Source organism: Planomonospora algeriensis (assembly GCF_977012225.1).
In genome coordinates this window covers 1-11116 of sequence record NZ_CDRNDK010000194.1, presented here as the reverse complement: position 1 = coordinate 11116, position 11116 = coordinate 1, and the positions used below count along the sequence as shown (strand labels likewise).

Here is an 11116-nt window from a genome sequence, read left to right as displayed (position 1 = left end):
GGGACTACGACGAGGCGGCGTGGCGGCGGGCGTGGCGGCAGGCGGCCGACCTGCCGCCGGGGGACGACCCCGACCCCTACGGCCTGCCGCGGCTGCGGGAGGCGCTGGCCGTGCACCTGCGCAGGACCAGGGGCGTCCCGGCGGGCCCGGAGAACGTCATGGTCACCCGCGGCACCGGCAACGGCCTCGACCTGCTCGCGGCGACCGTCCTGCGCCCCGGCGACCGGGCGGGCGTCGAGGATCCCGGCTGGCGGCGGGCGCGCACCATCCTCGGGGCCCGGGGCGCGGGGATCGTCCCCTGCCCGGTGGACGCCGACGGGGTGCTCGTCGACGGGCTGCCGGAGGACCTCCGCCTCCTGTACACCACGCCCGCCCACCAGTACCCGCTCGGCGGGCGCCTGCCCATCGCGCGTCGCGAGCGCCTGCTCGCCTGGGCCCACCGCAGCGGCGCGCTCGTCGTGGAGGACGACTACGACGCCGAGTTCCGCTACGACGTCGCCCCGCTGCCCGCCCTGTACGGCCTCGACCCCGATCAGGTGGTGCTGCTCGGCACCCTGTCGAAATCCCTGTCCCCGGACATCGGCGTCGGCTGGCTGGTCGCCTCCCCCGGCCTGCTCGACGCCGTGGCCCGGACCCGCAGGGAGCTGACCGACCGGACCGGGGGCCCGGCCCAGCAGGCGGTGGCCGTACTGCTGGAGCGGGGCGACCTGGACCGGCACCTGCGCCGCATGCGGCTGGAGTACGCCCGGCGGCGGGCCGCGCTCGTGGCGGCGCTCGGCTCCCGGGTGACGGGGGACACCGCGGGCCTGCACGTCATGGTCGGGCTCCCGGAGCACCGGGTCGGCCCCCTCGTCGAGGCGGCCCGGGCCCGCGGCGTCCTGCTCGACATCACCGACCGCCACCACCACGGTCCGCCCGGCAGGCACGGCCTGGTGATCGGGTACGGCTCGGCCTCGCTCGCCCAGGTGCGGGCCGGGGCCGCGATCCTGGCCCGGTTGCTGGGGCCGGGACTGGCGGACGGGGCAGAATAACGTTCTAATAGTGGGCCATGAGCATCCCTGGCATCGACCGGACCCGCCTGGTCGCGTGGATGGCCCGCCACGTCCCCGACGCGGGGGAGCCCACCGAGATCACGCTGATCTCGGGCGGCCGGTCCAACCTGACGTACCGGGTCGAGACGCCGGGCCGCAGGCTGGTCCTGCGCCGCCCGCCCCTCGGCCACGTCCTGCCCACGGCCCACGACATGCGCAGGGAGTGGCGGGTCGTCTCCGCGCTCGCGCCGACCCCCGTGCCGGTGCCCGAGCCGGTCGCCCTCTGCGCCGACGAGGACGTGATCGGGGCCCCCTTCTACCTGATGGGCCACGTCGAGGGCGAGGCCCTGCGCGCCCGCGGTCAGGCCGACCTGACGCCGGCCCAGGCCAGGGCGCTGTCGGAGCGCCTCGCCGAGGTGCTCGCCGCGATCCACGCCGTCGACTACGCGGCGGTCGGCCTGGACGGCTTCGGCCGCCCGGAGGGCTACCTGGCACGCCAGCTGGAGCGCTGGGGGCAGCAGTGGGAGCGCTCGAAGACCCGCGAGCTCCCCGAGTACGACGACCTCGTCGCCCGCCTGCGCGAACGCCTCCCCGACCGGCCGTCCGCCGCTCTCGTGCACGGCGACTACCGCCTGGACAACACGCTGGTACGGCTGTCGCCCGGCGCGGACCCGCAGATCCGGGCCGTGGTCGACTGGGAGATGTCCACCCTGGGCGACCCCGTCGCCGACCTCGGCCTCACCCTGACCTACTGGCACGACCCCGGCGACACCGTGCGCTCCTCCGTCCCGGTGGCGGGCGACGTCACGCTCACCCCCGGCTTCCTGGACGCGAAGGGGTTCGCCGCCCACTACGCGAAGGTGTCCGGGGCCGACCTGAGCGACCTGGACTTCTACCTGGCCTTCGGCAACTTCAAGCTCGCCGTGATCCTGGAGGGCATCCACGCGCGCTTCGTCCAGGGCAAGACGGTCGGGGAGGGCTTCGACAACCTGGGGGCCTCCGTCCCCGTCCTGGTCGCACGGGCCCACCGGGCGCTGGACGAGCGCCCGGCCTGACGCTCCGTACGGCCCCGCCCGCACCCCGGGTGAGATCCGGGCGGACCCGGGACGAGCCGGTGCGGAGCGTGAGTCACACGCCCCGCGCGGGACCGCCTGGGGCGGGCGTACGGCCGCTCTCAGGCGCCCTCCGGTGAGCGCGCCGCGCGTCGGCGGGCCCGGTACGCGGTGAGCGGCACCCCCAGGGCGGCGAGCGAGGTGACGGTGGCCAGCGCCGTCAGCGCCCGGTACACCGTGAACGTGCCCGTCATGAAGAGCGCCTCGCCGACCAGGATGCCCAGGGCGACGCTGAGCGCGACCGTGAGCGCGATGCTCTCCATAGCGTCCCCGGTGTGGTCGCGCGGGGCGAGCAGCGGCCGGAACAGTGCCAGCACGGCGGCGCCCGGACAGGTGAGCAGGAAGACCACCGTGACGGTGACGCGCAGCGGAGCGCCGCCGGGGGCCTCCGTCGCGAACAGGGCCAGCCAGCCGGAGGAGGCGAGCAGCAGCAGCGGCCAGCGTATGGTGTTCATCGGTCGCCTCCAGTGCGGAGCCCCGCCGTCACGGGGTCGCCGTCGCTCTCTTCGGGATCAGCTCGTAGACGGCGCCTCCGGAGTTGCGGATGAGCACCCGGAAGCGGTCGGACGCCTCGACTCCCCGGCGCAGCCGGTCGACCGTGCCCTTGGGGAAGATGCCCGCCGTCTCGATGGCGGCCTTCTGCGCGCGGTTGAGCACCAGATAGGCCTTGCCGCCCGGCGGCACGCTCGACATGAGGCCGATGAGCGACGGCACCGGGTCCTGCACCAGCTCCACCCGGGTGGGCACGTACTTCGGCATCCCGGGGGCGGCGGCGCGCGAGCGGGGCAGCTCGTCCAGCCAGCTGTGCTGGTAGCGCTCGTAGTAGTCGTAGGCGGCGGGCAGGAAGAACGTGGGCGCCACGATGAGCGACCCCTCCGGCGCCGCACGGTGCACCGCGCGCACGAGCCGGACCTCGTCCTGGGTGAAGTAGTTGGACTGCTCCTTGCCGTAGTTGCCGAAGAAGAAGCCCGTGACCATGAGCATGAGGACCAGGGGCAGGATCAGGACGCGGACGAAGGCCCGGCGGGCGGGCAGGAACAGCGCCGCGGCCAGGAACGCGCTGAGCGGGAGCGTGAACAGGTAGATGCGGAACATGATCTCCCCGCCGTAGCTCCCCGCGGCGAGGAACAGCAGCGGGCTGAGCCCGATCACCAGCAGGGGCAGCCCCGGCCGCCTGAGCCAGCGGCGGCGCAGGAAGGCGCCACCGGCGGCGAGCAGCCACAGTCCCGCGGAGAGCGCGCGGTCGGCGTAGGCGACGATCACCTGGCCGGGAGCGGCGGTGCCGAGGGACAGGAGGCCGTCGTCCAGGTTGCCGCCGGCGTCGCCGAGCGACTCCACGATGTCGCTGAACCGGGCCTCCAGGAGCTGCCAGGCGGCCACGGCGTCCCACACCAGCACGGCGGACCCGGTGAACAGCAGGATGCCCAGGTTGCGGTGGCGCCGCAGTACGGACAGGGCGGCCAGCCCGGCCACCAGCATGAGCGGCGTCAGCTGGTGGGAGGAGGCGATCGCCACGATCGGGAGGGCGAGCAGGACGGTCCAGACCAGGCGCCTGCGCGTGCCGGAGACGGGCGGGGGCTCCGCGCCCAGCCCCTCGGGGTCGTCGCCCGCCCTGATCGGCCCGCGCCGGAACCGCCGCACCACGACGACCAGCACCGTCAGGTAGAGGACCAGGGTGGTGGCCTGCGGCGAGAAGTAGTCCTGCCCCACCCAGGAGCAGGAGAAGTAGACCCAGACCGCGCCCCACACGAGCTGCCGGTTGCGCGTCACCGTGCGGAACAGCAGCAGCAGCGGGAGCAGCATCGCGGTGTTGAAGACGGCGGGTCCCCACGCGGCGATGCCCAGGGCGTCCGGCAGCCCGGCGGCCTCCGTCATCATCGCGAAGAACGAGAAGAAGCCGGGCCACTGGTGGTAGGCGGCCAGCGGGCTGATCTCCGGGTCGGTCGCGCCGTGCCGGATCAGGTAGTCGATGACGGAGACGTGTTTCCAGGCCCACGAGTAGCGCAGTGAGGGGTAGAGCAGCGCGGGGGTCGCGTGCAGGACCGCGATCAGCACCAGGGTGTAGCCCGCGTGCCAGAGCTCCAAGGCCCTCCGGTCGCCGAGCAGCGCGACGAACCCGATGATCATGACCGCGACCGCGATCCAGAACAGGGCGGGCAGGACCGTGATCAGCCCTAGGTCGGTCATCTTGTCGAGGTCGACCTCGCGCAGGGAGAGCCCCCACAGCACGGTGGCGACCGGCAGCGCCGTCCGGGAGAGGAACCACGCCCACTGGCCGGTCTCCCGGGGGGTCCCGTCGGCCCGCGTCGTGCGCAGCCTCCCGCTCACGTAGCCGGCGTTGGCCGCCGCCATGCCCAGGAGCATGACCAGCAGGGCCTTCCACCCCTTGATGTCCGCCGGCCCGGTGAAGGTGAGCGCGCGGAACACCGCCCGGGGCAGGCCGTTCCTGACCGGTGCCAGGTGGGCCAGGAGCCCTTCCCACCCGTTGGTGCGGCGCTCCACCTCCGCCTGCGACCGGCCCTCGGCGGTGCACCGGGCCAGGAAGTAGGCCAGGCGGGAGCGCCGCTCGGGCACGTCCAGCCGTACCACCGCCGAAGGCTCGTGGAGCAGCTTCGCGCCGGGCCGCAGGTCGAGCAGGCGGGAGCGGAGCTCGGTCTTCACGCCGCCCGCGGGTTCGGCGGAGACCTCCTCGGGGCGGTGGTCCGGCTCCTCCGGGAACCCCCCGGCCTCGGCCAGCGCCTCCCGGCGGAACGACAGCGCGCCGCCGTACAGGTCGTCGACGAGGTCCGGCCGGATGCGGGAACCCGTGAACGGCACTCCCAGCACCCAGGCCAGCTCGGCGGGGAACCAGTCGGGCCTGCCCGAGCTCCAGCGCAGTGCCACCCGGCTGCGGACCGCGGCCACGTCGCGGTCGGCGTAGGGTTCCAGCAGCGCCGCCGACCAGCCGGGCTCGGGAGCGGAGTCGCCGTCGAGGAAGGCGACGACGTCCCCCCGCACGCGGGCCAGCCCCAGGTTGCGGGCGGAGGCCGCGCCGGCGGCCTCCTGCTCCCGCACCACGGTGATCTCCCCGGCCCCGTCGGCGCCGCGGAGTTCGGCCTCGGCCCACTCGGCCAGCTCGGGGGAGCGGTCCACGACCAGGACGATCTCCTCAGGGGCCGGCTCCTGGGCCCGCAGCGCCTTGACCGTCACGGCCAGGCGGAACCGCGACTGCGCGGGGCCCGCGACGACGACGACCGCCAGCGACGGGAGGGCCGTCTCGCCCGGCGGGTCCTCCTCCTGCTCCGGCGAGGTCTTCTCCAGCTCCGGCTCGCTCCGGGCGGCCGGGATCTTCGGGACCGGCACGCGCCAGGCGACGGTGGGCGCGCCGTCGCTCACACCGGCCCGCCCGATCGGCACGACGGTGATCGTCTCGGCGGAGACCCCGTCCGCTGGGATCCCGTCTGCGGAGACCCCGTCTGCGGAGACCCCGTCCGCGGGAATCCCGTCCCCGCCGGAGGCCCCGTCCGCCGCCGTCTCCGGCGTGTCCTCCCGGCTGGAGCCGCCGGAGCCGCCGGAGCCGCCGGGTCCGTCGGGTTCGGCGGGTCCGTCGAGTCGGCCGTCTCCGGTCCGGTCCTCCGCGTCGGGACCGTTCTTCCGGGCCTTCCCGCCCGGCGTGCTCCCCGCCGGGCGCTCCCCGCCGGGCTCCACCCTGGGCTCTCCCCTGGGCTCGGCCCCGGGCTCACCGGGTTCGGAGGGCTCGGAGGGCTCGACCGCGGTGGAGGCCGGGCGCCTCATCGGCCGGGTGACCGCCTCGTCGATCACCTCTCCAGACTGCTTGCCCTCCACACGCACCCTTCCCTGGGTAGTCGACGGGAGCTAATCGTTGCCGACTTTACTCCGCGTGGCTTCGCTTTCGCCGTATCACGGCCGTACCGCCACGGAGGGTCCTGACCTGGTCCGCTCCATGCCGCCGCGCGTCGTCCGTCGGGCGCGGCCCCGGCCCGGAGGCCCCTCCCTCAGGGGAGGGGCTGCCGGAAGTAGGGATCCTTCCCCGCCTCGGCGAACGCCTCCAGGACACCGGTGCCGGTGAGCGAGAAATCGCAGTCGTCGACGTCGGTGTTGTTCCACTGGATGATCGCCTTGAGGTTGGGCATCTGCTTCATCGCCGCCGGGATGCCGCGGTACCAGTCGGCCCTCGCGGCGGGGTCGGCGGAGTCGCTCTCCGTCCCGTACTCCGCCAGCATCAGCGGCTTGTGGGCGAAGCCGTTCTGCTGGAACCACTCGTAGGTGGGCCGCACGGTCTCCTCGAAGCTCTGCCACTTCGCGCCCCGGCAGGTGGCGAAGTTGTAGGGGTCGTAGCTGATCCAGTCGACGTAGTCGTCGCCCGGGTAGTACGGCTTCCAGCGGTCGCGGAACGGGTAGTAGCCGGTGACGCCCCACACCCAGAGCGCGTTGTCCGCGCCCGCCTCCCGGAAGCGGTCGACGATGCGCTTGTAGGCCGCGATGTACTCCTCGGGGGTCTGGCCGCTCTCCTCGCGGTCCTTCTCCCCGTCGAAGCCGATCAGGACGGGTTTGCCGTACTCCTTGACCCGCGCGGCCTGGGCGTCGATGACCCGGTCGAGCTCCCCGCGCGCGATGGCGTGCCAGGGGATGTCCACGTTCCCGGCCCAGATCGTCGACTCCCAGCCGAGGAACAGCACGCGCTCCTCGCCGAGATCGCTCTCGTCGTCCCGGAAGAACCGGCCCGCGTCGGTCTCCGACATGTCGTGGTAACTGATGGTGATGTCGAGTTTCCGGCCGATCCGCTCCTCCATCGACGTCACGTCGGCCACCAGCCCGCGCTCCTGGTCCGGCGGGACGTGCATCCCCCACCAGGCCCCGCACGGCGGCACCAGGTCGGAGGTCGGCACGCAGGAGGAGGGGGTGGGCCGGTTCCCCGGCAGGGTCGGCGGGGGAGGCGCCGCGCTGCGCTGGACGGGGGAGGCGTACATGTAGACCACGGCGGTGATGGCCAGGGCGGTCACCAGGGCCGCCACCAGCGAGATCGGGATCCACTTCGAAGAGGGCAGGCCCCGATCGCGCCGGGCGTGTCTCCCCCTGCCGGGCATGGTCATGTGGTCCTCCGAACGCGTGGGTCCAGCGGACCGGCTGAAGCCGACATGGGATGATCACTCTCCGGGCGCTCTGCTTGACTCATCAGCTCTCATGGATCATGAAGGGGGTGGGCTATGGTGAGCGTAAGGTCACGCTGCGCTGTCTTGGGCGCTCACGTCCGGGCGCCCGTCTCCTCCGCCGAAGCCGAAGCCGAAGCCGAAGCGGAAGGCGAGGGTGAGGCCGCGGGCGCGGACGGAGCCGGAGGTGGGCCCGGAGAGCGCGCCGGGGGAGGGGCGGCCGGGCGCGCCCCCATCCGGTCCAGCAGTACGGCGACGCGCCGCGCGCGCAGCGGGTCCACCGGAAGCACGTGCCGCGTCCACCAGCGCGCGGCCTCCGGGGTCGGCCCGGCGGGCACGAGGCCGAGGTAGTCGTCCAGCGGCGGGTCGTAGACGAACCCGGGGACCACGCCGTGCCGCTCCAGCTCGGCGACGACCCCATCGCGGTCCTCGACCGCCAGCGGCACCCGGAGCAGCGGCGCCGCCGGCGACCCGGCGACGCCCCGGGCGCCACGGCAGCCCGCGCAGCAGTTCCACCCCGGCCAGCCGGCGCTCCCGCTCCCGGTCGACCACCCGGAAGCGGGAGCGCTGGTAGGCCCGGAGCAGCCCGCCCTGCCGCATCCGCCAGTCGTCCAGGTCGATGCGGAGCCAGTGGCCGAGCCCGTCGAGCCCGGCCGGCGCGGTCGAGGACTCCATCGCCTTCAGGGCCGCCACCAGCTCCTCCTCGCGGGGAGCGCAGCGGTGGCCCGTCCACTCGATCACGCCGAGCGCCTTCAGCGTCCGCCACATCGGCCGGACCAGCCCGGTCCGGTAGACCGTCTCCCGCAGCATCGGGCGGAGCGCGCCGAGGATCTGCGCGCGCGGGCCGCCGTCGAGCAGGAGCCCGTCGCGCAGGCGCGCCAGGGCGGGCAGCTCGCCGGGGTCCTCCACCGTGAGGAACCCGCCGGACATGGCCCTGCCGTGCTTGGCCAGGCTGAACACGCCGGCGGCGCCGAACGTGCCGGCCGGGCGGCCGTCCACCGTGGTGAGCATGGCGTGCGCGGCGTCGTCGATCAGGACCAGGCTGCGGCGGTCGCACTCGGCGCGCAGCCGGACCACCCGGTCGGGCTGGCCGTACAGGTGGGTGGTGAGCACGCCCGCCAGGCCGGTCCAGTCGACCAGGTCCGGGTCGATGTTGCCGTCGTCGGGCGAGACGGGTGCCATGACGGGCCGCACTCCCGCGGCCAGCGCGATGAACAGCACGGTCTCGCAGTTGGTCGGGGCGATCAGCACCCGGTCGCCGGCGCCGAACCAGTGCCGCAGGGCGAGGTAGAGGCCGAACCGGGCCGAGGGCACGTGCAGGCACGCGGCCCCGACCCGCTCACTCATGATCGATTCGAGGGTGCGGCTCATCGCGTCTTCAACCGTGCCCGCAGGTTCCCGTACCGCTTCATGGCCCGGTCGGCCGCGCCGTACAGGGCGGGGCTGTCCAGGATGAACTGCCGGGCCCGGCGCACCGGCGTGCGGCGCAGCCAGTACGCCGCCGCGCCGGCCGAGCGGCGGCGCACGCAGCCCTCGCTCACCGGCTCGCCCCGGCTGCGCAGCGCGTCCTTGTACTCCGAGCCGGTCCCGATCCCCAGGTCCATCGAGCGCAGCCCGGCGGCGGCGGCCGCCTCGGCCATCTGGAGGTGCTGGATCAGGCCGGGGGAGTACTTGGCGAACTCCGGGTCGTAGGCCGGGAACCAGCCGATCAGGATCGTGTCCGAGCGCAGCCCGAAGTGGCCCGCGACCGGTCTGCCGTCGCAGTAGAGCATGGACAGCGGCCCGGCGAAGTCGGGGGTGTCGATCGCGTGCAGCCGCTCGGCGAGCTCCACGACCCAGTCCCTGCCGAACCGGTCGGGGCGGCCCATCCGCTGGTACTGCGCGGACTTCCAGCTCCGCAGCAGCCGGAACTGCTCCTCGTCGCGGACCGCGAAGTCGAAGGTGAGCGCGCCCACGTCGCGGCCGAGCTTGCGCTCCTTGTAGAGGGTGGACTTGAGGAACTTGGGGGAGCGCTCGCGCAGCCCGTCGAGATAGGCGGCGTAGCCGTCCGCCAGGTCGAGGACCACGGCCTCCTGGCGCAACACCTCGAACGGCTGGAACCACGTCTGCCCGTCGACCATGCAGCCGAACTCCCACACGTGCAGCCCGCAGGCGCGCAGCAGGGCCTCGGCGTCGAACTCGGCCCCCGGCGCGTGGACCACGCCCTGGCAGAGCGAGACCCAGGCGCCCAGCGCGGTGCCCACGCCGCCGGGGTGCCGCTCGAACGGGAAGAAGCCGACCGGCCCGTCCTGCTCGGAGACGACCGCGACCCGGGCCTCGGCGCAGACCTCGCCCATCGCGACCGTGAACTCCGGGCTGAGGAAGGGGTTGCCCAGCCGCGGCGTGGCGTGCTGCATCTCGCGCCACGCGTCGATCTCGGTCTTGCCCAGCTCCCCGGGGCGGATGACGTCGATCCTCATATGCCGCGCCCCATCCGGTGCAGGCGGCCCACGATCGCCGGAGCGGGCAGGCCCGCGGTGACGGCCAGCGCCAGGTAGGCGCGGGGCTCCCAGGGGCGCCGCCGTACGGCCCTGCCGATCCAGCGCAGCGCCTGCGCGGAGCGGCCCAGCGCGGCCTCGGCGAAGGCGATCTTCCCGGCGAGCTGGGCGTAGCCGCCCGGCGCCCCGGTGAACTCCGGATAGCGCTCCAGCATCCAGCGCAGCGCCGTGGAGATCGTCTCGCTGGACTCGACGACGGAGAAGTGCGAGGCCGTGTGCAGCCTGACCCTGACCCCCGTCTCCGGCACGTTGACGATCGGCCCGAACCGGGCGGCCCGCAGCAGCAGCTCGTAGTCCTCGCCGTAGCCGCCGGGCAGCTCCTCGCTGACCAGGCCGAAGCCGCCGGTGAGCGCGTCGCGGCGCATCAGGTAGGTCGAGGGGTGCATTGACGGCAGCTGCTTGCGCAGCAGGTCCCGCAGGGTCACCGTCGGCGTCGGCACCGACCTGGCGAAGGCCACCTCGTCATTGAAGAGCTCGATCCCGCAGGTGGCGAAGTGGCCGCCGCCGAGCGCCGTCACCTGGGAGCGGAGCCGGTGCGGCAGCCAGAGGTCGGTGTCGTCGCAGAAGGCGACCAGCTCGCCGTCGCCGAGCAGCACACCGGTGTTGCGGGCGCCGGCGATCCCCGGCTGCCGCGTGTTGGGCGTCACCACGACCCGCCGCCCGGGACGGGAGGTCGCGAACGACTCGTCCGGGGGGCTCTGGTCGAAGACGGCGACGCAGGTGATGTCGCCCGGATAGTCCTGGCCGAGGATCGAGTCGATCGTCTCCTGGAGGAGTCCGGTGCGATTGCGGGTCGGGATCACCACGGTGATCGCCGGCCAGTCGTTCACGGCAGGTCCTTTCCTAGAACTCGGGAAAACTCATGGGAACTCGGGAGGTCGTGGAGGCCGGAGCCGTCCGGGCCGTCTCGGGGCCCGGGGCGCCGGGGGGCGGGTCGCCGGTCGTGGTCCTCATCTAGGCCGCCGTCTCCAGCCGCTCGTCGCCGGCGGCCGCGGGAGCGGTCCGGCGCGGTGCGCGGGCCGGCGCCAGGGCCAGCGCGCACAGGCAGAGCAGGAAGGCGGTGGAGGCCGTGACCGACTCGGCGGGCGCGAGCCAGAGCACCGTCGTCACCGCCAGCGCCAGCGCCCAGCGGACGCGTTCGTCGCGGTGGACGAGCCGTGCGGCGAGCAGCGCGGGAGCCAGGCTCGCCGCGGCCAGGGCGACCGGCGCCCACACGAGCAGCGGGGTCGGATCGGCCAGGCCCATCGCGCGGGCCAGGAACGCGGGCAGGGCCAGCGGCCACTCCC

At 74.1% G+C, this 11116-nt stretch carries 9 protein-coding genes; 2 read left to right on the top strand and 7 right to left on the bottom strand.

Annotated elements, in window-relative coordinates; translation table 11 throughout:
- Both ACWJ6R_RS19985 and ACWJ6R_RS19980 read left to right on the top strand, forming a co-directional pair.
- Nucleotides 1-1031 (top strand): aminotransferase-like domain-containing protein (locus ACWJ6R_RS19985; RefSeq protein ID WP_449063687.1); only part of this gene is annotated, 1031 nt, incomplete at its 5' end.
- Nucleotides 1032-1048: 17 nt separating this feature from the next.
- The gene (locus ACWJ6R_RS19980) at nucleotides 1049-2086 is read left to right on the top strand and encodes a phosphotransferase family protein (protein WP_449063686.1); all 1038 of its coding nucleotides are present in this window, start codon (nucleotides 1049-1051) and stop codon (nucleotides 2084-2086) included.
- 119 nt (nucleotides 2087-2205) lie between these two features.
- Here ACWJ6R_RS19980 and ACWJ6R_RS19975 read toward each other — a convergent pair whose 3' ends face one another.
- From ACWJ6R_RS19975 to ACWJ6R_RS19945, 7 genes are all read right to left on the bottom strand, one after another.
- On the bottom strand, nucleotides 2206-2598 hold the full coding sequence (locus tag ACWJ6R_RS19975; protein ID WP_449063685.1) for a hypothetical protein: 393 nt from the start codon (nucleotides 2596-2598) through the stop codon (nucleotides 2206-2208).
- Between the two features lie 28 nt (nucleotides 2599-2626).
- The gene (locus ACWJ6R_RS19970) at nucleotides 2627-5968 is read right to left on the bottom strand and encodes a glycosyltransferase (protein WP_449063684.1); all 3342 of its coding nucleotides are present in this window, start codon (nucleotides 5966-5968) and stop codon (nucleotides 2627-2629) included.
- Between the two features lie 170 nt (nucleotides 5969-6138).
- Entirely contained in the window at nucleotides 6139-7236 is a 1098-nt protein-coding gene (locus ACWJ6R_RS19965; protein ID WP_449063683.1) for a glycoside hydrolase family 26 protein, read from the bottom strand.
- Between the two features lie 129 nt (nucleotides 7237-7365).
- Entirely contained in the window at nucleotides 7366-8640 is a 1275-nt protein-coding gene (locus tag ACWJ6R_RS19960) for a DegT/DnrJ/EryC1/StrS family aminotransferase (protein ID WP_449063682.1), read from the bottom strand.
- 20 nt (nucleotides 8641-8660) lie between these two features.
- Nucleotides 8661-9752, bottom strand: a complete 1092-nt coding sequence (locus tag ACWJ6R_RS19955; RefSeq protein ID WP_449063681.1) for a GNAT family N-acetyltransferase — start codon at nucleotides 9750-9752, stop codon at nucleotides 8661-8663.
- Nucleotides 9749-10660, bottom strand: coding sequence for a glycosyltransferase family 2 protein (locus ACWJ6R_RS19950; RefSeq protein WP_449063680.1), 912 nt, complete (start codon nucleotides 10658-10660; stop codon nucleotides 9749-9751). The genes ACWJ6R_RS19955 and ACWJ6R_RS19950 overlap by 4 nt, the downstream gene beginning before the upstream one ends.
- A 124-nt stretch (nucleotides 10661-10784) precedes the next feature.
- Nucleotides 10785-11116 (bottom strand): hypothetical protein (locus tag ACWJ6R_RS19945; RefSeq protein ID WP_449063679.1); only part of this gene is annotated, 332 nt, incomplete at its 5' end.

Excerpts from the sequence above, each read along its gene's own strand:
- ACWJ6R_RS19980 (WP_449063686.1), top strand. The coding sequence starts at position 1,049 with ATGAGCATCCCTGGCATCGACCGGACCCGCCTGGTCGCGTGGATGGCC.
- ACWJ6R_RS19965 (WP_449063683.1), bottom strand. The coding sequence starts at position 7,236 with ATGACCATGCCCGGCAGGGGGAGACACGCCCGGCGCGATCGGGGCCTG.
- ACWJ6R_RS19960 (WP_449063682.1), bottom strand. The coding sequence starts at position 8,640 with ATGAGTGAGCGGGTCGGGGCCGCGTGCCTGCACGTGCCCTCGGCCCGG.
- ACWJ6R_RS19975 (WP_449063685.1), bottom strand. The coding sequence starts at position 2,598 with ATGAACACCATACGCTGGCCGCTGCTGCTGCTCGCCTCCTCCGGCTGG.
- ACWJ6R_RS19955 (WP_449063681.1), bottom strand. The coding sequence starts at position 9,752 with ATGAGGATCGACGTCATCCGCCCCGGGGAGCTGGGCAAGACCGAGATC.